Genomic DNA, 21,851 nt, shown 5'->3' on the forward strand with positions numbered 1-21,851 from the left:
GGGCCGGGCCTCAGCGCGGCCCCTCCAGGATCGTCACCGCCGACACCGCGGTCGGCCCGCCGAGGTTGTGCGCCAGACCGATTCGCGCGCCGTCCACCTGGTTGACGGCGGTGCCGCGCAATTGCTCGAACAGCTCCACGCACTGCGCGACGCCGGTCGCGCCGGGCGGGTGCCCCTTCGTCTTCAGTCCGCCACTGGGATTGACCGGCAGGACGCCGCCGACCGTCGTCGCTCCGGCCTCGACCAGCTTGTGCGCCTCGAACCGCTCGGCGAAACCGAGGTCCTCGTAGCTGATCAGCTCGATGCCGGTGAAGAAATCGTGCACCTCGGCGACGTCGATGTCGGCCGGGGCGAGCCCGGCCATCGCGAACGCGGCGCGCGCCGCCCGCACCGTCGCGGGGAAGGTGGTCATGTCCCGCTTGTGCTGGTGCATCACCGAGTCGAGGCCGAGGCCGACGCCGCGGATCCACACCGGGCTGTCGGTGTAGCGGTCCACGACGTTCTCGGCGGCGAGCACCACAGCCGCGGCGCCGTCGCTCTGCGGCACGCAGTCGTACACGCCGAATGGATCGGCCACGATCGGCGCGGTCAGCGCCTGCTCCAGCGTGATCTCGAACCGCAGGCGCGCCTTGGGGTTGCGTGCGCCGTGCCGATGGTTCTTCACCGCGACCATCGCCAAGTGCTCCCGGGTCGCGGACGACTCGTACAGGTACCGGTTGACGTGCAACGCGAAACCCGCCGGTGCGAACAGGCCGAGCTGGTAGTCCCAGGCGTTGTCCCTGGTCGAGTTCTCCCACTCGCGCAGCAGGTCCTTCTGCGCCGTCTCGCGCAACTTGTCGGCGCCGATCACGAGCGCGACGTCGACCGCGCCGGAGGAGATTGCGAACAGCGCGTTGCGGACCGCGTCGTGACCGGTGGCGCAGGAGTTGTCGATGTGCGTCACGGGCAGGTCCGGCAGGTCCAGCGCATCGGCCAGCACACCTGCGGGGAAGCCGCCGGTGGTGCCTATGGCGCCCAACCAGGCGGCCTGCAGATCCGTCGTGCGCAGGCCCTTGTCGACCGAGGCCGCGCAGTCGGCGAACGCCATGAGCAGCAGGTCTTGGATGCCGAGCGCGAAATGTTCGGCGAAGGGCGTCATCCCCGCGCCGACGATGGCCACTTTCCTCATACCGCCTCCGGTTCCGGTTCGAACGCGTATCCGTAATCCGGCACGCCGGAGCGCACCGCCACCCGCCGCAGGACCATGCGCCCGCGATCACCGATGGACACCGTGCCCGGGTCGGCTCCGGTGACCTTGGCCAGCGCCCGGACGCCGACGTCGTCGAGTTCCACGATCACCAGCGAGTACGGGCTCTTCAGCCCGGGCACCGGGATACGCACCGTCGTCTCGGCGTAGACGCTGCCGGTCCGCGGCAGCGGCACCAGGGTGTAGCCGGTACTGAGACTGCCGTCCCGGCCCATCCGGTAGCGGGGCGGGAAGTCCAGCTCCGCGCTGTCACCGTGCCTGCCCGCCTCCCAGCGGACCTTGGCCTCGAACGCGCGCTCGTAGGCGGCCAGCGACATCGGCAGGTCCGCGCCGGGCAGGGCGACGACCTCCGGAACCGCCCGCGCGGGCGGTTCGTTGCGCCGCACCCGGGCAGCGCCCGGCACCACCATGACCCCGCTCAGGTCGGCCTGCTCCACGCCGACCAGCAAGCCTGCTCCGCCCCAGTCGGCCATCGCGGCGAGCGCGAACAGCCCTGCGCTGGCGCCCAGCGTCGGCAATCGCGGCGGTGCGGCCAGGCACAGCTCCGCCGCCTGCTTGTGATCGACGCCCGCCACCGCCACCGGTGTGTCCAGCCACGCCGCCGAAAGTGAGGCGACCAGACCCCTTTCGTGCAGCAAGCGGGGATCGCCGTAGTCGTGCACCGCGCCGAGGGCGTTGCGGGTACGCACCGGCAGGCTGCGCGTGACGCGCGCCGCGGTGCGCACCTGCAGGCCTTCGCGGTCGGACACCCAGGCCGCGACCGCGCCCGCCGGTTCCATGTCGACACCGATGACCAGCGTGCGCGGGCGCGCCGAACTCGAGGCGTCCAGCGCCGCCGGGGCGCCGCCGAGCCGCTCGATGACCTCCAGTTCGGGATCCAATCCCAGACCGGCCAGCAGGACGGCGGCGTTGCTGCTCTCCACCAGCGGCAGATCGCGGCTGACCAGCACGACGCGTTCCACCGGTTCGCCGGACGCGACGGCGGATCGCCCGGCCTCCACCGCCAGGGTGACGGCGTCCTCGTCGTCGCCGGCGATCCGGCTGCGCTGGCTACCCCAGCAGGGCAGGTACGTGCCCAGCGATGCGATGTACGGCATCGGTCCCTCTTTCCCGCGCCTAGGCCACCGCGCCGGCGGCCTTGAGCGCGATGATGCGATCCCAATCCAGGCCGAGTTCGAGCAGGATCTCCTCGGTCTGGGCGGCGAATTCGGGGCCGGGCCGCAGTTCCGGTGCGCCGACGTCGAACTGCACCGGACTGGACACCAGTTCCAACTCCCCTGCCGGAAGCAGATATTCGTTCGCCCTGATCTGCGCGTCCTGCGTCACCTGCCACGAGTCCTGCACCGGAGCCCACGGCCCGGCCAGGGTGGCGAAGCGCTCGCTCCACTCGGCCAGCGTGCGTTGCTCGATCACCTCGCGCAGGATCTGCACCGCCTCGGCGGTGTGCGCCGCGATCTGCGCCGCGTCGGCGAAGCGCGGGTCATCGGCCAGTTCCGGGCGGTCGATATGCCTGCAGACGTCCGCCCAGAACTTGGCCGGTTGCAGCATGACGAACGACAGATAGCGATCGTCGGCGGTGGCGTAGAGCCCCGACAGCGGATTGGTCGGCGCGCCGTGGGCGCCGGGCACCGGCGCCACCAGCGGTTTGTCCTGGCTGGCCGACAACGCGACGGTGTGCCCCATCGCCCACAGCCCGCTACCGAGCAGCGAGACGTCGACCACCGAAGGTTGCCCGGTCCGTTCGCGTTTCAGCAGGGCGGCGGCGATCCCGCCGGCGAGATTGGTGCCGGAGATGGTGTCGCCGAACGCCGGGCCGGGCGGTTGGATCATGCCCTCCGAGCCCGGCGGGGTGATGGTGGCCGCGATACCGCCACGGCACCAGAACGCGGTCATGTCGTAGCCGCCGCGGCCGGATTCGACGCCGCGCGGGCCCAGCGCGCTGCCCCGCGCGTAGACGATATCCGGGTTCACCGCGCGGATGTCCTCCACGTCGATGCCGAACTTGGTGCGCGCCTGCGGCAGGAAGCTGGTCAGGAACACGTCCGCCCGCCGGGCCAGGTCGTAGATCACCTCCCGGCCCTCGGCCACCGACATGTCCACCCCGATGCTGCGCTTGCCCCGGTTGGCATGCTCCACATTGGGATTGGGGTCGCCCTCGATCTTGAACGCCCCCACCTGCCGCAGTCCGCGCTGCGGGTCACCGGTGACGGCGTGCTCGACCTTGACGACGTCGGCCCCCCAGTCGGAGAGCACCGCGCCCGCCGACGGGACGAAACCGTACATCGCGACCTCGAGCACCCGGATGCCCTCCAGCGGCTTGCTCACCGCGTCACCTCGCTCGGGCTCGCTCACGCGACCACCTCCGCGAGGGTCTTGCGCTCCAGGAACTCCTCCAGGCCGACGCGACCCATCTCACGGCCGATGCCGGACTGCTTGTATCCGCCGAAGGGCGCGTCGGGATGGAAGTAGTTGCCGCCGTTGATGCTCAACGTGCCGGTGCGGACCCGCCGCGCCACCGCCTTGGCCCGTTCGGCGTCGGCGCCGAACACCGCGCCGGACAGGCCGTAGATGGAGTTGTTCGCGATCCTTATCGCGTCCTGGTCGTCGGTGTAGGGGATGAGGGTCAGCACCGGGCCGAACACCTCCTCCTGCGCGATCTCGCTGTCCGGGTCGACGTTCGCCAGCAGGGTGGGCTTGTAGAAGTAGCCCGGATTCAGTTTCTCGCCGCCGGTCACGAGCGTGGCGCCGCCCTCGACCGCCCGCTGCACCATGCCGTGCACCTTGTCCCGCTGGCGTTCGCTGATCAACGGGCCCATATAGGTTTTGGGATCACCGGGGTCGCCCCAGGTGACGTGGGCGAAATTGGCCGCGATCAGCTCGGCGACCTTGTCGTGGTCCTGGCGCGGCACCAGCACGCGCGTGGTCAGCGCGCAGCCCTGCCCGGCATGGGTGACCACGCTGAACGCCGCGAACAGCGCGGCTTTGGTGTAATCGGCGTCGTCGAGCAGGATCATCGCCGATTTGCCGCCCAGCTCCAGGAACACCTTTTTCAGGGTGCCGCTGGCGGCGGCCATGATCTGGCGCCCCACCGGCGTGGACCCGGTGAAGGTGACTACGTCGACGTCCGGGTGGGTGGTCATCCGCTTACCGACCTCGATATCGGAGGAGGCCAGGACGTTGACCACGCCGGGCGGGATGTCGGTGTGCCGGGCGATGATCTCGCCCAGCGCCAAGGTGGCCAGCGGAGTATCGGGCGCGCCCTTGAGCACCACGGTGCATCCGGCGGCGAGGGAGGGCGCGAGCTTGGCCAGCGCCAGCTGATGCGGGTAGTTGTAGGCGGCGATGGCGGCCACCACGCCCGCGGCTTCCAGCTCGACCCAGCGCCGGTGCTGCTGACCGCGGATCTCGACCACGCCGAGATCTTCGCTCCAGGCGTAGTCCGCCAGGAGTCCGGCGTAGTAGCGCACGATCTCGAACGGGACCTCGAGCTGGTTGCCGTGGGTCAGCGTGCGCGTCGCCCCGACTTCGGCGATGGTCAGTTCCCGCAGCTCCTCCACGTTGTCGCGCAACGCCTGGTAGAGCTGGTTCAGACAGTGCGCCCGGAACTCGTGGTTCGCCGCCCAGTCGGTGGTGTCGAAGGCCCGCCGCGCCGCCGCGACGGCCGCGTCCACCTCGGCCACACCGGCTTCCGGCGCGTAGCCGTACACCGCGCCGGTCGCGGGATCGAGCGACGCGAGCGTGCGCCCGGTCTCGACCAGCTGCCCGTCGATCAGCAGCCGCCGCGCCACCGCTGTCGCCTGTTCCTGCGTTGACATCCTGTCTCCTCGCCGGATGTGGAAATTAGATTCTCTATAACGGAGAATTTAACACTCGCGATAGCGGAATGCAGCAACAATCGCCAAGCTGCGCAGGCTCGGAAATCCCACCTCCGACCCGAGGAGGACGCGAAAGCACCGGCTGCGCTGCGACTCTTGCGTCCGAGAACCGAACGAGAGTACGGTTCTCGCAATCGGAAGGGAGATTCTTGTGGTGGACACGACAACACGGATCCCGGTCTCGACGCGGCCGCGCGCACGCCGGTCGCCGATCGGCGCGATCACCGGAGAGGGGTCGCACGCGTGAAGACGGCCGTGGTCACCGGAGGGGCGTCCGGCATCGGGCTGGGCATCGCACAGCGGTTGCGCAGCACCGGATTCCACGTCGCGTCCCTCGACCTCAATCCGCCCGCCGACGACGACTTCGCCTACCGGGCCGACGTCACCGAACCGGAGCAGATCGCCGACGCGCTGACCGCCATCCGGGCGAAGCTGGGCCCGGTCACCGTGCTGGTGAACGCCGCGGGCATCGACGGCTTCAAGCGCTTCCAGAACATCTCGTTCGCCGAATGGCAGCGGGTGATCGACGTCAATCTCAACGGCGTCTTCCACTGCGTCCAAGCGGTGCTGCCGGACATGCTGGCGGCCGGGTGGGGGCGCATCGTCAATATCTCCTCCTCGAGCACGCATTCGGGCCAGCCGTTCATGACGCACTACGTCTCGGCCAAGTCGGCGGTCAACGGCCTGACCAAAGCGCTGGCGCTGGAGCTGGGCCCGTCCGGCATCACCGTGAACGCGGTGCCGCCGGGGTTCATCGACACCCCGATGCTGCGCAAGAACGAGGAGGCGCGCCGGCTCGGCGGCTCCGTCGAGGACCACATCCAGCGGACCCCGGTTCGCCGGGTCGGCACACCCGACGACATCGCCGCCGCCTGCGCGTTCCTCATCTCCGAGGAGGCCGGTTACATCACCGGCCAGATCATCGGCGTCAACGGCGGCCGCAATACCTGAGATCCGTTGCGCAGCAGGCACATCGGGTCAGCACGAAAAGCAAGAACGAAAGGATTGCCGTGGGACGCGTAGAGGGCAAGGTCGCCTTCGTCACCGGAGCCGCTCGTGGCCAAGGCCGCAGTCATGCGGTACGGCTGGCGCAGGAAGGTGCCGACATCATCGCGGTGGACATCTGCCGTGACATCGATACGATCGGGTACGCGCTGTCGCGCCAGGAGGATCTGGACGAGACCGCCCGGCTGGTCGAGAAGACCGGCCGCCGCATCGTCGCCGAACCGGCCGACGTGCGCGAGGCCGGACAACTGCGCGCCGTGCTGGAACGCGGTATCGCCGAGTTCGGCCGGCTGGACATCGTCATCGCCCAGGCGGGCATCGCGGGCATGAAGGGCACGCCGCAGTGGCAGGCCTGGTCCGACGTGATCGACACCAACCTGGTCGGCGTCATCAATACCATCCAGGTCGCGCTGCCCCATCTGAGCGCGGGCGGGTCGATCATCGCCACCGGCTCGGTGGCCGCGCTGATGGACGTGTCCAAAGTGGACCAGCCGGGCAAGGATCCCGGCGGGATCGCCTACGTGGTCGCCAAACGCGGCCTCGCGCAGTATGTTCACGCGCTCGCGTTGCACATCGCGCCGCAGAACATCCGCGCCAACGTCATCCACCCCACCAACTGCAACACCCCGATGCTGCAGAGCGAACCGATGTACCGGTCCTTCCGCCCCGACCTGGAGCATCCCACCCGCGCGGACGCCGAGCCCGCCTTCCATGTGCAGCAGGCCATGCCGACCCCCTACGTCGAGCCGGAGGACATCAGCGACGCGGTGCTGTTCCTGGCCTCCGACGAGGCGCGCTACATCACCGGCACGCAGTTGCGCGTCGACGCGGGCGGCTACCTGAAGTGGTACGACTACCACGTCTGAGAGGAAGACAAACCGTGAAGGTCCGAGTCGATCAGCAGCGCTGCCAAGGGCACACGCTGTGCGCGATGATCGCCCCGCAATCGTTCGAACTCAGTGAGATCGACGGCCACTCCTCCCCGATCGGCGAATCGGTTCCCGCGGACCAGCTCGATCAGGTCCGCGAGGCGGTGCATTCCTGCCCGGAACGCGCGATCTCGATCGCCGAGTAGGAGCCGCGCCATGACCGTGGAGAACGTCACCGATACCGAACGCAAGCAACCCCGGTTCCATTTCGACCGCTACGCTCCCGAATACCGGGAGAACTTCCAGGCGATCACCGAGGCGATGCAGAGCGAGTGCCCGCTCGCTTGGACCGACACCTACGACGGTCACTGGGTGGCCGCGGGCAACAGGGAGGTGTTCGAACTCGCGCGCTGCCCGCACATATCCAACGATCACGACCCGCAGAGCGTTCGCAAGGGCTACCGGGGAATCTCCATTCCGCCCGCGCCGCGCGCACGCGGCATCCGCGGCGGCATCCTGGAGATGGACGAGCCCGAGCACCGGGAACTGCGTTCGGCGCTCAACCCGTACCTCTCCCCCGCCGCGGTTCAACGCTGGGTGCCGTTCGTGGACGAGGTGGTGCGTGCGGCCATCGACGAGAAGATCGAGAGCGGCCGCATCGATTTCGTCGACGACCTGGCGAATGTCGTTCCCGCCGTGCTGACCCTCGGCATGCTGGGCGTTCCCCTGCGGAAGTGGACCATCTACAACGAACCGGTGCACGCCGCGGTCTACACGCCGCCGGACTCGCCGGATTACCCGCGCGTCGCGGAGATGCACCGCACGATGGGACTGGACCTGCTCACCAATCTCGCCGAGATCCGGGAGAATCCCCGGCCCGGGCTGATCCACGCCGTCGCCTCGGCGCAGGTAAACGGGGGTCCGCTGCCGGACATGGAGATCCTGGGCATGCTCAGCCTGCTCATCGGCGGCGGTTTCGACACCACCACCGCGCTCACCGCGCACGCTCTGGAATGGTTGTCGCAGAATCCGGGTGAACGCGAAACCCTCAGCCGGGAAAGGGATCTGATGCTCGACTCGGCCACCGAGGAGTTCCTGCGCTACTACACCCCGGCTCCCGGCGACGCGCGCACCGTCGCGGAGGACTGCGAGGTGGCGGGAGCCTCCTTCCGAGAAGGCGATCGCCTCTGGTTGTCGTGGGCGATGGCCAACCGCGACCCGGCGGTGTTCGAGAATCCGGAGCGGCTGATCCTGGATCGGAAAGGCAACCGGCACTACAGCTTCGGCCTCGGCATCCACCGCTGCATCGGTTCCAATGTCGCCCGCACGGTGTTCAAGCGGATGCTGGTGGCCGTGCTGGACCGGATGCCGGACTTCCGGTGCATCCCGGAGGAGACCGTGCACTACGACACGATCGCGGTGATCCAGGGCATGCGCCACCTGCCCACCGAGTTCACCCCGGGCCCCCGGCTCGGTCCCGGGCTCGAGGAGACCCTGGCGAAGCTGCAGCGAGTCTGCGACGAGCAGCGGCTCGCCGAGCCGGTGACCGTCCGCAGAGGCGCGGCACAGATCTGACCGGAACCGGACCGACCCCGCCGCGTGTGGCCGACCGGACACACGCGGCTACCGGCTGCGACGACTACGAGGAGGCGCTGTGGCAGACACGGAGCAGACCCCCGCGACGGCCGAGCCGTCGGGACGGCCACTGCCGCTGCTCGGCCTGGACACCGAGTTCTTCTGGACCTCGGGCGCCGACGGCACGCTGCGCGTCCAGGAGTGCCGATCCTGCGCGGCGTTGATCCACCCGCCGCAGCCGGTGTGCCGATACTGCCGCGGGCACGATCTCGGCGTGCGGGAAGTCTCCGGTGCGGCCACCCTGGCGAGCTTCACGGTGAACCACCGGTTCGCCGTGCCCGGCCTGCGGCCGCCGTACGTGGTGGCGCAGGTGGCGCTGGTGGAGGATCCGCGCGTCCGGTTGACCACCAACATCGTCGACGCCGATCCGGACGATCTGACCCTCGGCATGCGGATGGAGGTGGTCTTCCAGCAGGACGCCGACGTGTGGCTGCCGCTGTTCCGGCCCGCCGCCGAGCAATCCGAGCCCGCGCCGCTGCCGGTGGACGAGATCGAGCCGGAGCGTTTCGCCGAACACGTGCGGCCGATGCTGCGGCAGGAGAAGTTCGAGGAGAAGGTCGCCCTCACCGGGATCGGGATGTCCCGGATCGGTCGCAGGCTCATGGTGCCGCCGCTGGCGCTGACGATCGAGGCGTGCGAACGCGCGGTCGCCGACGCGGGCCTGACGCTCGACGACATCGACGGCCTGGCGTCCTATCCGGGCGGCGGGAATCTCGGCGGCTTCGGCGAGGGCGGGGTCACCGCCCTGGAAGCCGCGCTCGGCCTGCGCCCGAGCTGGCACAACGGCGGGGTCGAGACCTTCGGGCCGGGCGGGTCGGTGATCGCGGCCATGACGGCGGTGGCCGCCGGGCTGGCGCGGCACGTGCTGTGCTTCCGCACCGTGTGGGAGTCGACCTTCAACGAGTTGACCAAGGCGGGCCGGATCCCGCCGTCCGGCGGCCGCACCACGAGCTGGCTGACGCCGTTCGGCGCGATCTCCGCCGCGCACACGCTGGCCCAGAACGCCCAGCGTCACTTCCACCGCTACGGCACCACCCGCGAGACGCTGGGCTGGATCGCGCTCAACCAGCGCGCCAACGCCGAACTCGAGCCGACGGCGGTCTACCGCGACCCGATGACCATGGACGACTACCTCTCCGCACGGCCGATCACCTCCCCGTTCGGGCTCTACGACTGTGACGTGCCCTGCGACGGCGCGGTGGCGGTGATCGTCTCGGCGCTCGACGCCGCACGCGATCTGCCCGGTCCGCCGGTGCTGGTGGAGGCGGTCGGCACCCAGATCGTCGAGCGCGTCGAGTGGGACCAGAGCACGCTCACCCACGAACCCCAGGTGCTCGGCCCGGCCGCGCACCTGTGGACGCGCACCACGCTGCGTCCCGAGGACGTGGACGTCGCCGAGCTCTACGACGGGTTCAGCTTCAACTGCCTGTCCTGGATCGAGGCGCTCGGTTTCTGCGGGATCGGCGAGGCCAAGGACTTCCTCGACGGGGGCAAGAACATCGCCCGCGACGGCATGATCCCGGTCAACACGCACGGCGGCCAGCTCTCCCACGGCCGCACGCACGGCATGGGCCTGCTGCACGAGGCGGTCGTGCAGCTGCGCGGCGCGGGCGGGCAGCGGCAGGTGGCGGGCGCCCGGGTCGCGGTCGTCTCCAGCGGCGGACTGACGCCCGGCGGCGCCATGCTGCTGCGCTCCGAGCCCTGATCGTGATGGGCACGCCATGACACTCACCGAATCCGACCTCGGCCGCCTCGACGACACCGCACCGCTGCCCGTGGTCGCCGACGTCGACGGCATCCCGGTGTCGGGGTTGCTGGCCGAGGCGCCCGCGCCCCGCGCGGTGGTGGTCGCCCTGCACGGTGGCGCCACCACCTCGGCGTACTTCGACTGCCCTGGGCATCCCGAGCTTTCCCTCCTGCGGCTCGGCCTGCGGCTGGGTTACACCGTGCTGGCGCTGGACCGGCCCGGATACGGCGCCTCGGGTCCGTTCGCCGACGAACTCCTCCCGCCGCAGCGCCGCGTCGATCTGATGTTCGGGGCCGTCGAAGCGCAGCTCGCCGGCCGTCCACGCGGTGCGGGCGTCTTCCTGCTGGCGCACTCGGCGGGATGCGAACTGGCCCTGCGCATGGCCGGTGACGAACGCGGCCGCGAGCTGCTCGGCCTCGAGTTGGCGGGCACCGGCCGCACACACCATCCGGAAGCCCAGAAGGTGCTGTGGGGTCCGCGGCCGGAAGGCACCCGGCCCGCCGGACTCGGCGCACTGCTGTGGCGACCGCGACGGTTGTATCCCCCCGACCTGAGCGGCGCCTCGATCGCCGTCCCAGGCCCGCGGCTGGAGGCCACCATCGTCACCAACTGGGCCGATCGGGATTTCCCGCGCTTGGCCGGGCAGGTGCGGGTCCCGGTGCGATTCACCGCGGGCGATCACGAAACGGTGTGGCGCAACGACATCGAGGAACTCACGGCCATCGCGGCGCTGTTCGGCGCGGCGCCGCGGGTGGTGCTCAATCAGCAACCCAACACCGGGCACAACACCAGCCTGGGCTACACGGCGGCGGCATACCACCTCAAGGCGCTCGCCTTCGCCGAAGAGTGCGTCGTCGCGGCCCGCACCGGTGAATTCACCGGTCCCGCAATCCAATTGGACGGACGCGCGCACGCGCGACCAGAAAGGTGAGGCCATGGAGGTCACCGATGTCGCGCTGCTGCTGTTGCGTCTGGTGGTGGGAGTCACCATGATCGCGCACGGCGTCAATCACTGGATCGGCGGCGGCCGGATCGCCGGGACGGCGCGGTGGTTCAGCGGGCTGGGGCTCCGCAACGGCGTCCTGCAGGCCTGGCTGAGCGTGGTCACCGAGATCGGCGCGGGCGCACTGCTCGTGCTCGGGCTGCTCACGCCGTTCGCCGCCGCGGCGATCATCTCGGTCATGCTCGTCGCCGGACTGCTGGCGCACCGCGCCAACGGATTCTTCGTCTTCGAGGAAGGCTACGAGTACGTCCTGGTGCTGGCCGTGGTCGCGCTGGCGCTGGGCCTGCTCGGGCCCGGATGGCTGTCGCTGGACCACGCGGCGGGCGTCGAGATCACCGGCTGGGCCGGTGGCGCCGTCGCACTCGGTGTGGCGGTGCTCGCGACGGCGGGACTGCTGACCGCCTTCTACCGGCCCGCTCCCGCGCCGGGGATCGTCACCGAGGAGGTGCGCTGATGCGGGTCGGGTTCATCGGACTGGGCAGTCAGGGCGCGCCGATGGCGCGCCGCATCATCGAAGGCGGCTACCCGACCACCTTGTGGGCGCGCCGCCCCGCCTCGCTGGAGCCTTTCGCGGGCACGGCGGCCGCGACGGCCGAATCCCCCGCCGCCCTGGCCGCGCGCAGCGATCTGGTCTGTCTGTGCGTGGTCGGCGACGCAGACGTGCGCGAGGTGGTCACCGGGCACGACGGCGTCCTGGCAGGCCTCACGTCGGGGTCGATCATCGCCGTGCACTCCACCGTGCACCCCGACACCTGCCGGGAGCTGGCCGATCTCGCTGCGCCGCAGCGGGTCACGGTGATCGACGCGCCGGTCAGCGGCGGTGGGCCCGCCGCGGCGGAGGGCAGGCTGCTGGTCATGGCAGGCGGCGCCACCGAGGCCGTCGAGCGCAGCCGCCCGGTGTTCGAGACCTACGCGAACCCGATCGTCCACCTGGGCGAGCTGGGCTCCGGCCAGGCCACCAAGCTGCTGAACAACCTGTTGTTCACCGCCAATCTCGCCACCGCCGCCAGCACGCTCGCGCTCGGCAGGGAGCTCGGCATCAGCCCGGAGAAGCTGGGCGAAGTGATCACGCACGGCACCGCGAACAGTTTCGCGCTGGGCCGCATCGTCTCGGCGGGTGGCACGTTGGATCGGCTGGCCGCACATGCCGGTGATCTGCTCCGCAAGGACGTCGGCTTGGTCGCCGGTCTGGCCGACGCGGCGGGAGCGGCTCCGGGGATCGTGCTCGGCGCTGCCGACGCGACCCTCGCGCTGATGGACCGGCAGCGCTGACGTGCGCATAGGTTTCGTGGGAGCCGGGCGGATGGGACGCCCGATGATCGGGCGGCTGGTGTCGGCCGGGCACACCGTCCGGGCGGTCGGGCGATCCGCCGAATCGCGCGCGGCCCTCGCCGAGATCGGGGCCGAGCCGGTCGCGACCGTCGCCGAGGCAGCCGACGCCGTGGAGGCCGTGGTGGTGTGCGTATTCACCGACGACCAGGTCCGCGAGGTATGCCTCGGCGGCAGCCTGCTGCGCGAGCTGCCGCGCGCGGCCGTGCTGATCGTGCACACGACCGGCAGTCCGGCGACGGTGACCGAAATCGCCGCGGCGGCCCCGACTGTCGAGGTGGTGGACGCGCCGGTGAGCGGTGGATCGCACAACATCGCGACCGGTGAGCTCACCGTCTTTCTCGGCGGTAGCGACGAGGCGGTGCGCCGTGCGCGGCCCGTGGTGGCGGCTTACGCCGACCCGGTCCTGCACGTCGGGCCGCTCGGCGCGGGGCAGCGGGTGAAGCTGGTGAACAACGCGCTGTTCGCGGCGCAGATCGGGCTGGTCGCCGACGCGGTCCGGCTCGGCGGCCAGCTCGGCGTAGACGAGGCCACCCTGCTCGGCGCCCTGCCGCACGCCAGCAGCGGTGGCCGCGCCGTCAGCAGCGTCGCGGGGAAGGGCGCGGTCGAGGTATTCCGCGCCTCGGTGGGCGAGTTCCTCCGCAAGGATGTGGCAGTGGCTCGCGCGCTCGTCGCCGAATTGGGCGGTGCACTGGGCATATTGGACGCCGCCATCGACGCGGGCATACCCGCGACCGACCGCAACTGATCAGCGAGCCGATACCCCCGCAGTGCGGTGCCGAGAAGGCGGTGCGGCGGAAACATCGATGCCAGGGGGCTACCTTGCCGCGGCGGCGGCACCACTGCGCGCTGCACTCCCGTCGGCCCGTACGCCGGATTCCGCGGTGTGATCGCAGGCCGCGACCTCTGATCCCGCAACGCCCGCCTATCTCTCACGTGCCGAACAGGCCTCTCGGGCCGGGCAGCTCGTCTCAGCCGCTGCGCGCCGCCGATATCTCAGGGTGCGGGATCCGCGTGCGCGCCACGCTCACTCGATGACGATCGCCTGTTCGGGACAGGACTGCACCGCTTCGTGCACCTGCGCCTCGAGGTGCGCGGGTACGTCGGCGACGGTGGCTTCGGCGTAGCCGTCGTCGGTCAAGGAGAACACCTCCGGGCACAGGCCGAGACACACGCCGTGCCCCCGGCAACGATCCTCGTCGACGGTGACCTTCATCGGGCCCCGCCCTCCGCGATGTCGAACTCCAGATGCAGCGAGGTGAGCCCGCGCAGGATGAACGTCGGCAGATAGCGGTAGTCGCGCGCGCCCTCGGGGCCGTGCACGCTCTCGTCGATCCGGAAGCCGGTGGTGCGCTCGAGCAGCCGTTCGATGGCGACCCGCGCTTCGGCCCGCGCCAGCGGCGCACCGGGGCAGGTGTGCACTCCACGCCCGAAAGCCAAGTGCGAGCGGGCATTCGAGCGTTCCGCCGCGAAGGTGGTGGGGTCGTCGAATCGGCGCGGGTCCCGGTTCGCGGCGCCGTTGACCACCATCAGGACCGTGCCCGCGGGTACCTCGGTCCCGCCGACCGTGGTGGATACCTTGGCCAGCCGGAAATCGCCCTTGACCGGGCTCTCCATCCGGAGGCACTCCTCGATGAAGTTCTGGATGCGGCTACGGTCCTCGCGCAGGTACTGCTGGATGTCGGGGCGCTCGGCCAGTATCTTCAGCGCCGAACTGAGCAGCCGGACGGTGGTCTCCTGTCCCGCCGAGAAGAGGTTCGCCGCCACCCGGACCACATCGAGCACCTCGGGCTCGCGCCCGTCCGGGAACGTCGCGGTGGCCATGCTGGTCAGCACGTCGTCCCGCGGGTTGGTCCTGCGGTCGGCGACGTAGTCGGAGAACTTGGCGTAGAGGAATTCGATGGGGTTGTGCGACATGTTCTCCCCCGCGGTGCTGCCGACGCTGGAGCCCTCGCGGTGTGGATCGCGTTGCAGCGCCTGCAGGAACGCCTCCTGATCGTCCTCGGGGACACCGAGCAGGTCGGCGATCACGTAGAGCGTGAAGGGACCCGCGAATTCGCGCATGCAGTCCCCCTTGCCCCCGGCCAGGTACTGATCGAGCATCCGGTCGGCGATCGCCCACATCGCCTGCTCGTTCTCCTTCAGGCGTTTCGGGGTGATCAACCGCATCAGCAAGGCGCGGTGATCGGTGTGCACCGGCGGGTCGAGGGTCGGCAGCTGGTCGCTCATCGGCAGCGTGTCCCGATGCTGGGCGATGAGGGCGTCGACGTCGGTCGCCCCCTCCAGCGGTACCGGGAATCCGGGGAACGGGCCGGTGACCGAGATGCAGGAGGAGAACCGTTCGACGTCGTTGTAGACCTCGAGCGCCTCCTCGTATCCGGTCACCATCATCACGTCGTGGTGCTTCTCGCGCGTCACCGGGCACTGCTCGCGCAGCGCGTCGAAGTATGGATACGGATCGGCGACCAGCTCCTGCCCGAGGAAGAAGTCCAGATCCTGGAAGTTTTTCACCACTCGACGATCCCTTCGACGCCCGGCCGGCATCGCCAACGGCGTGATTTTGCCGGTCGACTTCCGTGATTGAGAATATGCCTCTCATCTGTGAGTATGAGATTTCCATATCCAGCGCCGCGCGTCAACCGAAGGACCCGAACCATGAGCCTCGAACCCGTCGCCGATCAGCGGTTTTTCCAGTCGACCACCCGTGATTTCCTCGCGGGCACCGTCCCGGTGGGTACCGTGCGAGCGCTCGGCGCGTCCGGAACGGGATTCGACCGGACCTGGTGGCGGCGCGGCGCGGAACTGGGATGGACGGCCATGCTGGTGCCCGAAGAATTCGGCGGCGGAACGGTTTCCGGGCGGCCGATGACCGAGCTCGCCTTGGTGGCCGAAGAACTGGGTCGCGCCTGCGCGCCCGGGCCGTTCGTCACGACCAACGCGGTCCTGGCCGGGCTCACCTCGGAGGCGAGTCGTTTCGCCGAGGCCCTCACCGCCATCGCCGCAGGCGAGACGATCGCCACGTGGGCGGTCTACGAACCGGGCCGAGGCTTCGACGCGCTCTCCCCCGGCTCCGGCGCCCCCGGCCGGGCCGCGCGCACCAGGGCCGAACCCGACGGCCGCGGATACCGGCTCAACGGTGTGAAAGACCGCGTGGAGTCGGCCGATCAGGCGGACCTGTACCTGGTAACCGCCGAGAGCGCCGACGGCCCGGTTCAGCTGCTGGTGCCCGCCGACACCCCGGGCGTGAACGTCACACCGGCGTGGACCCTGGATCTCGTCCGCCGCACCGCGCGTGTGACATTCGACGACGTCGCGGTGCCCGCCGACGCCGTGCAGGTGGGCGCGGGCGCCGCCGAGGCGATCCGAGCGCAGGCGCGCACGGCGGCTGCGCTCACCGCCGCCGAAATGGTCGGCGCCACCGACACCGCGCTGGCCGCGACGTTGACCTGGTTGTTCGACCGCTACACCTTCGGCAGGCAACTGGCCTCCTACCAGGCGCTCAAGCACCGGATGGCCGACAACAAGACGTGGCTGGAAGCGTGCCGGGCCACCGCGACCGCGGCCGCGGCGGCCTGGGACGACGACCCGGCGTGCGCGGAGGAGGCGATCAGCATCGCGAAGTCGTATGTGGGAGCGAAGGCCCCCGTGATCGCCCAGGACTGTGTGCAACTGCACGGCGGCATCGGCGTCACCTGGGAACACGACCTGCACCTGTATCTGCGCCGCATCACCCTGGGCCGCGCGCTCTACGGCACTCCCGAAGAGCACCGGCGCCACATCACCGATCTGCTCGACACGGCAGCCGCGTGAACCGAATCGAACTCGCTTGGAAGGCACCGACGCTATGACCACGGATCTGGAGCCCGTCGAAGACTTCCGCGCACGTGCGCGGACCTGGTTGCGCGACAACCTGCCCCCGGCTTCCGCCGCGGAATACAAATCCGACACCGAGGAGGCGTGGGACCGCGCCCGGCAACTGCAACGGATTCTCCACGACGGCGGCTTCGCCGGGATCTGCTTCCCCGCGGAGTACGGCGGCCTCGGCCTCACCACCGCCCACCAGCGGGTGTTCACCGAGGAATCGCTTCCCTACGAGATGCCGCTGCTGCTGAACGTGCCGACGCTGGCCATCTGCGCGGCGAGCCTGCTCGATCTCGGCACCGAGGAGCAGAAGCGCGCGCACCTGCCCGCCGTGCTGCGCGGCGAGGAGATCCTGGCGCAGTTCCTGTCCGAGCCGCGCGGCGGGTCGGATCTGGCCGGGCTCACCACCCGCGCGGAGCGCGACGGCGACCGATGGATCCTCAACGGATCCAAGATCTGGAGTTCCGGCGCCTACGCCGCCGACTACGGCCTGTGCCTGGCTCGAACCAACTGGGAGGTCACCAAGCACCGCGGGCTCACCATGTTCCTGGTGCCGGTGGGCGCCGAAGGCGTGACGGTGCAGCGGATCAAACAGGTGACCGGCTCGACCGAGTTCTGCCAGGAGTTCTTCGACGACGTCGCGCTGCCCGAGGAGGCGGTGCTCGGCCAGGTGGACGGTGGCTGGGACGCCGCGTCCCGGCTGCTCTACCACGAGCGGGCCGCGCTGGGCGGCACCTCGCCGTACACCAGCGGCGCCCGCCCGCATCTGGGCGGCGAGGCCGACCGGCTGCTCGAGCTCGCCCGCGCGACCGGCCAGTGGAACGACCCGCGCACCAGGGAGGACATCGGCGAGGCGCGGGCCATGAACGTGGTACGCGACCAGCTCATCGCGCATATCTCGCGGGCGATCGCCTGGGGCGAGCTGCCACCCTCCGCCGGCGCCATCACCCGGCTGTTCACCGCCGAGAATGCCTGGCTGCAAACGGATCTCGCGGTACGCATCGCCGGGCCCACCGCGGCCACCCACAGCCCAGGCGACGCGCCCGACACGACCGAGGTCGGCCTCGACTACCTGTTCCGCTCGGCGTGGAGCCTGGCGGGCGGCAGCACCGAGATGGCGCGCAACGTCATCAGCGAGCGCGTACTCGGTATGCCCCGCGAGTTCGCCGCCGATCGCGACGTCCCGTTCAACCAGGTCAAGCACGGCCGATAACCCGCGCGAGGCGATACCGGCGGGGTGCGTCGGCGACGATCACCCCGCCGGCGAGACCTCCCCGGCCCCGGGAAGGCTGGTGCGATCACGCACCACTGCCCAACTCCGCGAGCGTGTCGCGCAACAGGACGGCCGGCGCGGCGTCCACCATGCCGGTCCCGCCGCGGGCGCCGGTCCGGGCCCGGCGGCGTTCCAGAGGACGGCGGGTGTCGCGGCCGCGGTCTGTCCAGACCTGTAGGACGGTCAGCCGGTGGACGGGCGCCGGATTCGGCGGGACCGACCGTAATCGTTGCGCTGCGGTAGAAGTCGCGCCGCGGCACGGATCATGCGTAATCGACTGTCACCGACGGGGTCTGCGGAACGGACTGACAGGTGAGCACATATCCATCGGCCACGTCCTCGTCGGTCAACGCGTCGTTCACCCGCATCTCGACGCGGCCCGCGACGAGCCGCGCCATACAGGTGCCGCAATTGCCCTCCTCACAGGCGAACGGCGGGTTGAGCCCGGCTCGCTTCGCGGCTTCCAGCACCGTCTCGTCGGGGCGCACGTCGATGGTGGACTGCGCGCCGTCCACCAGGACGGTCGCCACGCAGGTGGCCGTCTTCGGCGACTCGGACAGTGGGGATACGGCCATGACGCACACTCCTGATCAATGGGGATCGCACAACGCCGATGTCGCGCCGGCCGGCGCCGCCGGGGCGTAGATTGAGCACTCGCTCAGCATGCTGTGCACATGCGTAGCATGGTTCTTCCGGCTGGGTCAAGAGGGACCGCGCCGGGGGCGCGGTCAGCGGCCCGTCCAGCGCGGGCTGCGCTTCTCGGCGAACGCGCGGGGACCCTCTTGCGCGTCCTCGCTCGTGTAGCAGCGCACCGAGGCGTGCCGGGCGGCTTGCAACGCGGCCGAGCGGCCCATCTCGGTCGCGAGCATGACCGTCTCCTGCGCGGCCCGCACCGACAGCGGGGCGCCCGCGAGGATCTCGGCGGCCAGCTCGAGCGCCGTGTCCAAGAGAACCTCGGGTTCGGCCAGCCGGTTCACCAGTCCGATCTCGTAGGCCCGTCGCGCATCGATCGGCTTTCCGGTCAGCAGCAGTTCCATCATGATCCGCTGCGGGATCATGTGGATCAGCGGCGCGGCCCACGGCGAACTGCGACCCACCTTGACCTCGGTGACCGCGAAGGTCGCCGAAGTGCTCGCGACACACAGATCGCATGCCTGGGCGATCATCCAGCCCCCGGCGAACGCCGCGCCGTTGACCGCCGCGATGGTGGGCTTGGACAGCTCGATGGTGTCGTACGGCAGCGGGTACATCTCGCGCGGCGGCACCGTCATGCCGGTGGCCACCATCTCCTCGAGATCCCCTCCCGCGCAGAACGCTTTCGGTCCCGCGCCGGTCAGGATCGCGACGCGCAACGCGGGATCGCGCTCGAATCGGTCCCAGGCGTCGAACAGCCCCTCCCGCACGTCCCGGGCCAGGCAATTGCGCCGTTCCGGCCGATTGAGGGTGATGATCGCGATCCCGTCGGAGCGGGCGTCGAAGACAACGGCGTCGGACATCAGAAACCTCTCCGCTGGACGACGCGCGCCGCCCGCTCCAGTTCGTCGCGAAAATCGGGATGCGCCACGGCGATCAGTCTGCGGGTGCGCTCGGCCAGCGTCCGCCCGGCGAGTTCGGCGGCGCCGAACTCGGTGACGATCACGTCCACGTCGCTACGCGCCGTAGTGACCGGCCCGGACAGTGCCGCGGTGATCCGGCTGACCGTCCCGCCTTTGGCGGTGGAGGGCAGCGCGATGATCGCGTGACCGCCGGGCGAGCGAGCGCCTGCCCGGACGAAGTCCACTTGGCCCCCTGTGCCGCCGAGATAGGACCCACCGCTCTGTTCGGCGTTCACCTGTCCGGTCAGATCGACCTCCATGGCAGAGTTGATGGTGACCAGCCGTTCCAGTCGCGCGAGCACGCCCGCGTCGTGGGTGTAGTCGGTCGCGCACATCCGGATCGCCGCATTGCGGTCGGCGAACCGGTACAGGCGCTCGGTGCCGATGAGCGCGCCGGTGACCGATACCCCGCGATCAATGGCTTTGCACGCGTTCGTGATCGCGCCCGACTCGACCAGATCGACCAACCCGTCACCGATCATCCCCGAATGCACACCGAGATCGGTGCGGTCGTGCAGCATCCGCAGCACGGCGTCGGGTACGGCGCCGACCCCGATCTGCAGCACCGCGCCGTCCTCGATATAGGCCGCCGCGTGCGCGGCGATCGCTTCATCGACCGGACCGATCCGGGCGGGCGGCACCTGAACCGGCGGCCGGGAAACTCGCACCGCGTAGTCGATTCGAGCGCCGGGCAGCCGCTCGCCCAGCGTGAAGGGCACTTGGTCGTTGACCTCGGCGACCACGACGCGCGCCGCCGCCACCGCCGCGCGCACATGGTCGCTGACCAGGCCGAAGCTGTGGTCGCCGTGTTCGTCGGCTGGGCTCACCTGCACGAAAGCCACGTCGCAGCCGAGGATTCCGGCTTCGATCATCGGTCCCACCCGGCTGACATGGCAGGGGACGATGCCGAGCCGATGCTCCTCGGTCAGCGATCGCAGCGCGCCGATCGCGCCCATGCTGGACAAGGTGAAGGCTTCGGTCGCCGCCGGGGTGAACAGACCGGAGAAGCTCGTCGCGATGAACGCCGACACCCCGCCGATCGCACCGCCCTGTGCGATGAGCACCTCGATCAAGGTGGCCGGCTCGCCGCACGCCTGCCCGACCACGATGCGGTCACCGGCCCGCAGGATCGTGCTCAGGTCCAGGTCGGCGGCCTCGAGCAGCGCGGTCACCGCTGGACCCGGCCGTTCGGAAGGTCGTCGGCGGCGGGCCGCAACCGGCTGAGCACCTCGGCGGTGTCGGCGCCGAGCCTGGGTGCTGGTCCCGCGACGTGGCCGGGAGTTCGGGAGAACCATGTTGGCGGCCCAGGAAAACGGACCGATCCATATGGTGAATCAACTGTTTCGAAGAAGTCCGTGTCGGCGAGATGCGGATTGTCGAAGAGTTCGTCCAGCGACCGCACCGGTGCGGCCGGAATGTCCAGCGAACGCAGCAGTTCCAGCCATTCGGCCGTGGTCCGCTCACGGAACGTTTCGGCGAGATGGGCGTAGACGGTGTCGATCCTGGCCGCGCGCTGCTCCAGCGTGGCGAACTCCGGCCCGGCCCACGGCGGCCGCACCGCCTCGACGAATGCCGTCCACTGCTTGTCGTTGTAGACCAGCGCGGACAGGTAACCATCCACGGTGCGATAGGGCTTGCGGTTCGGCGTCACCGCGCGCGGGTAGGCCGCGGGGCCCAGCGGGGGATCGAACATGGCCCCGTTGGCGTGCTCGACCAGCATGAACGCGGCCATCGTCTCGAACATCGCGACCTCGACTTCTTGTCCCTCCCCGGTGCGTTCCCGGTGGAACAGCGCCATCGTGGTCGCGTACAGCGCGGTCATCCCGGCGATCTTGTCGGCCATGATGGTGCCGACGTACCCGGCGGCGCCGGTGAGCCGCTCCTGCACGAAGGGCAGTCCGCACTCGGCCTGAATCGTGTCGTCGTACGCGGTACGGCCGGCGTCCCGGCCACGGCGGCCGTAACCGTAGCAATTGGTGTAGACGACCGAAGGATTGAGCGCGGCAACCTCGTCGTAAGCGAAGCCCAACCGGGCGATCGCGGAGGCGCGCATCGAGTGGATGAACACGTCGGCCTGTGCGACGAGTTCGCGCAACGATCGCTTGCCGTCCTCGGATCGCAGGTCCAGCACCACGCTGCGCTTGCCCCGGTTGACATTGATGAAGACGCCGCCCATCCCCCGCTCCGGGCCCACCGAGATGTAGCGGGTGTTGTCCCCGTCCGGCGGCTCGATCTTGATCACGTCCGCGCCCATGTCGGCCATGATCTGCGTGCAGTACGGGCCCATGACCATCGCCGTCAGATCGACGACCCGGACCCCCACCAGCGGACCACGATATTCCATCGCCACGCCTCTTTCACCACCCTCCACCGCCGCCGGATCACCATCCGACCAGCGGCCGTGAGCCTATCT

General features: G+C 70.0%; 21 protein-coding genes. 11 read left to right on the top strand and 10 right to left on the bottom strand.

Annotated features, from left to right (window positions below):
• Positions 1-10: 10 nt before the first annotated feature.
• Genes NG1_RS02780 through NG1_RS02795 form a run of 4 tightly spaced genes read right to left on the bottom strand, consistent with a single transcriptional unit; the run spans position 11 to position 5,061 of the window.
• Positions 11-1,168, bottom strand: a complete 1,158-nt coding sequence (locus tag NG1_RS02780; RefSeq protein ID WP_062967622.1) for a thiolase C-terminal domain-containing protein — start codon at positions 1,166-1,168, stop codon at positions 11-13.
• The gene (locus tag NG1_RS02785; RefSeq protein ID WP_062967625.1) at positions 1,165-2,343 is read right to left on the bottom strand and encodes an OB-fold domain-containing protein; all 1,179 of its coding nucleotides are present in this window, start codon (positions 2,341-2,343) and stop codon (positions 1,165-1,167) included. Before NG1_RS02785 ends, NG1_RS02780 begins: the two co-directional genes overlap by 4 nt.
• A gap of 19 nt (positions 2,344-2,362) precedes the next feature.
• Positions 2,363-3,571, bottom strand: coding sequence for a CaiB/BaiF CoA transferase family protein (locus NG1_RS02790; RefSeq protein WP_157113840.1), 1,209 nt, complete (start codon positions 3,569-3,571; stop codon positions 2,363-2,365).
• Between the two features lie 23 nt (positions 3,572-3,594).
• Positions 3,595-5,061, bottom strand: coding sequence for an aldehyde dehydrogenase family protein (locus NG1_RS02795; protein WP_062967627.1), 1,467 nt, complete (start codon positions 5,059-5,061; stop codon positions 3,595-3,597).
• A 303-nt stretch (positions 5,062-5,364) separates the two neighbouring features.
• Here NG1_RS02795 and NG1_RS02800 point away from each other — a divergent pair, with 303 nt between their 5' ends.
• The 9 genes from NG1_RS02800 (at position 5,365) to NG1_RS02840 (ending at position 13,457) form a co-directional block, all read left to right on the top strand.
• Positions 5,365-6,072: an SDR family NAD(P)-dependent oxidoreductase gene (locus NG1_RS02800; RefSeq protein WP_062967629.1), complete on the top strand. Its 708-nt coding sequence runs from the start codon at positions 5,365-5,367 to the stop codon at positions 6,070-6,072.
• Positions 6,073-6,131: 59 nt separating this feature from the next.
• Positions 6,132-6,992 carry a mycofactocin-coupled SDR family oxidoreductase gene (locus NG1_RS02805; protein ID WP_062967631.1) on the top strand — a complete coding sequence of 287 codons (861 nt, stop codon included), beginning with the start codon at positions 6,132-6,134 and terminating at the stop codon, positions 6,990-6,992.
• Between the two features lie 14 nt (positions 6,993-7,006).
• Entirely contained in the window at positions 7,007-7,201 is a 195-nt protein-coding gene (locus tag NG1_RS02810) for a ferredoxin (RefSeq protein WP_040871752.1), read from the top strand.
• Between the two features lie 10 nt (positions 7,202-7,211).
• Positions 7,212-8,570, top strand: coding sequence for a cytochrome P450 (locus NG1_RS02815; RefSeq protein WP_062967633.1), 1,359 nt, complete (start codon positions 7,212-7,214; stop codon positions 8,568-8,570).
• A 79-nt stretch (positions 8,571-8,649) separates the two neighbouring features.
• Complete coding sequence (locus NG1_RS02820; RefSeq protein ID WP_062967635.1) at positions 8,650-10,335, top strand: thiolase C-terminal domain-containing protein; 1,686 nt, start codon at positions 8,650-8,652, stop codon at positions 10,333-10,335.
• 16 nt (positions 10,336-10,351) lie between these two features.
• A complete protein-coding gene (locus tag NG1_RS02825) occupies positions 10,352-11,308 on the top strand; it encodes an alpha/beta fold hydrolase (RefSeq protein ID WP_062967637.1) in 957 nt (318 codons plus the stop codon).
• A gap of 4 nt (positions 11,309-11,312) precedes the next feature.
• The gene (locus NG1_RS02830; RefSeq protein WP_062967640.1) at positions 11,313-11,834 is read left to right on the top strand and encodes a DoxX family protein; all 522 of its coding nucleotides are present in this window, start codon (positions 11,313-11,315) and stop codon (positions 11,832-11,834) included.
• The gene (locus NG1_RS02835) at positions 11,834-12,652 is read left to right on the top strand and encodes an NAD(P)-dependent oxidoreductase (protein ID WP_062967642.1); all 819 of its coding nucleotides are present in this window, start codon (positions 11,834-11,836) and stop codon (positions 12,650-12,652) included. The genes NG1_RS02830 and NG1_RS02835 overlap by 1 nt, the downstream gene beginning before the upstream one ends.
• A 1-nt stretch (position 12,653) precedes the next feature.
• A complete protein-coding gene (locus NG1_RS02840; RefSeq protein WP_084498655.1) occupies positions 12,654-13,457 on the top strand; it encodes an NAD(P)-dependent oxidoreductase in 804 nt (267 codons plus the stop codon).
• 279 nt (positions 13,458-13,736) lie between these two features.
• On the opposite strand, the gene NG1_RS02845 is transcribed toward NG1_RS02840, so the two are convergent.
• Complete coding sequence (locus tag NG1_RS02845; RefSeq protein ID WP_062967646.1) at positions 13,737-13,925, bottom strand: ferredoxin; 189 nt, start codon at positions 13,923-13,925, stop codon at positions 13,737-13,739.
• Positions 13,922-15,223 carry a cytochrome P450 gene (locus NG1_RS02850; RefSeq protein WP_218018932.1) on the bottom strand — a complete coding sequence of 434 codons (1,302 nt, stop codon included), beginning with the start codon at positions 15,221-15,223 and terminating at the stop codon, positions 13,922-13,924. Before NG1_RS02850 ends, NG1_RS02845 begins: the two co-directional genes overlap by 4 nt.
• Before the next feature lie 141 nt (positions 15,224-15,364).
• Here NG1_RS02850 and NG1_RS02855 point away from each other — a divergent pair, with 141 nt between their 5' ends.
• Entirely contained in the window at positions 15,365-16,519 is a 1,155-nt protein-coding gene (locus tag NG1_RS02855; protein WP_062967648.1) for an acyl-CoA dehydrogenase family protein, read from the top strand.
• 34 nt (positions 16,520-16,553) lie between these two features.
• Entirely contained in the window at positions 16,554-17,783 is a 1,230-nt protein-coding gene (locus tag NG1_RS02860) for an acyl-CoA dehydrogenase family protein (protein ID WP_062967650.1), read from the top strand.
• 323 nt (positions 17,784-18,106) lie between these two features.
• Here the strand turns inward: NG1_RS02860 and NG1_RS02865 are convergent, their stop codons facing one another.
• The 4 genes from NG1_RS02865 to NG1_RS02880 form a co-directional block, all read right to left on the bottom strand.
• A complete protein-coding gene (locus NG1_RS02865; RefSeq protein ID WP_062967652.1) occupies positions 18,107-18,418 on the bottom strand; it encodes a 2Fe-2S iron-sulfur cluster-binding protein in 312 nt (103 codons plus the stop codon).
• A 153-nt stretch (positions 18,419-18,571) separates the two neighbouring features.
• The gene (locus NG1_RS02870; RefSeq protein WP_062967654.1) at positions 18,572-19,339 is read right to left on the bottom strand and encodes an enoyl-CoA hydratase/isomerase family protein; all 768 of its coding nucleotides are present in this window, start codon (positions 19,337-19,339) and stop codon (positions 18,572-18,574) included.
• On the bottom strand, positions 19,339-20,610 hold the full coding sequence (locus tag NG1_RS02875) for an acetyl-CoA hydrolase/transferase family protein (RefSeq protein WP_168434029.1): 1,272 nt from the start codon (positions 20,608-20,610) through the stop codon (positions 19,339-19,341). The genes NG1_RS02870 and NG1_RS02875 overlap by 1 nt, the downstream gene beginning before the upstream one ends.
• Positions 20,607-21,782 carry a CaiB/BaiF CoA transferase family protein gene (locus tag NG1_RS02880; RefSeq protein WP_062967656.1) on the bottom strand — a complete coding sequence of 392 codons (1,176 nt, stop codon included), beginning with the start codon at positions 21,780-21,782 and terminating at the stop codon, positions 20,607-20,609. The genes NG1_RS02875 and NG1_RS02880 overlap by 4 nt, the downstream gene beginning before the upstream one ends.
• Between the last annotated feature and the right edge of the window lie 69 nt (positions 21,783-21,851).

It is taken from the genome of Nocardia gamkensis NBRC 108242 (assembly GCF_001612985.1).
GTDB classification, from domain to species: domain Bacteria; phylum Actinomycetota; class Actinomycetes; order Mycobacteriales; family Mycobacteriaceae; genus Nocardia; species Nocardia gamkensis.

Coding starts and splice junctions, on each gene's coding strand:
- NG1_RS02780 (WP_062967622.1), bottom strand. CDS start 1,168: ATGAGGAAAGTGGCCATCGTCGGCGCGGGGATGACGCCCTTCGCCGAA.
- NG1_RS02785 (WP_062967625.1), bottom strand. CDS start 2,343: ATGCCGTACATCGCATCGCTGGGCACGTACCTGCCCTGCTGGGGTAGC.
- NG1_RS02795 (WP_062967627.1), bottom strand. CDS start 5,061: ATGTCAACGCAGGAACAGGCGACAGCGGTGGCGCGGCGGCTGCTGATC.
- NG1_RS02815 (WP_062967633.1), top strand. CDS start 7,212: ATGACCGTGGAGAACGTCACCGATACCGAACGCAAGCAACCCCGGTTC.
- NG1_RS02825 (WP_062967637.1), top strand. CDS start 10,352: ATGACACTCACCGAATCCGACCTCGGCCGCCTCGACGACACCGCACCG.
- NG1_RS02830 (WP_062967640.1), top strand. CDS start 11,313: ATGGAGGTCACCGATGTCGCGCTGCTGCTGTTGCGTCTGGTGGTGGGA.
- NG1_RS02835 (WP_062967642.1), top strand. CDS start 11,834: ATGCGGGTCGGGTTCATCGGACTGGGCAGTCAGGGCGCGCCGATGGCG.
- NG1_RS02845 (WP_062967646.1), bottom strand. CDS start 13,925: ATGAAGGTCACCGTCGACGAGGATCGTTGCCGGGGGCACGGCGTGTGT.
- NG1_RS02855 (WP_062967648.1), top strand. CDS start 15,365: ATGAGCCTCGAACCCGTCGCCGATCAGCGGTTTTTCCAGTCGACCACC.
- NG1_RS02860 (WP_062967650.1), top strand. CDS start 16,554: ATGACCACGGATCTGGAGCCCGTCGAAGACTTCCGCGCACGTGCGCGG.
- NG1_RS02865 (WP_062967652.1), bottom strand. CDS start 18,418: ATGGCCGTATCCCCACTGTCCGAGTCGCCGAAGACGGCCACCTGCGTG.
- NG1_RS02870 (WP_062967654.1), bottom strand. CDS start 19,339: ATGTCCGACGCCGTTGTCTTCGACGCCCGCTCCGACGGGATCGCGATC.
- NG1_RS02880 (WP_062967656.1), bottom strand. CDS start 21,782: ATGGAATATCGTGGTCCGCTGGTGGGGGTCCGGGTCGTCGATCTGACG.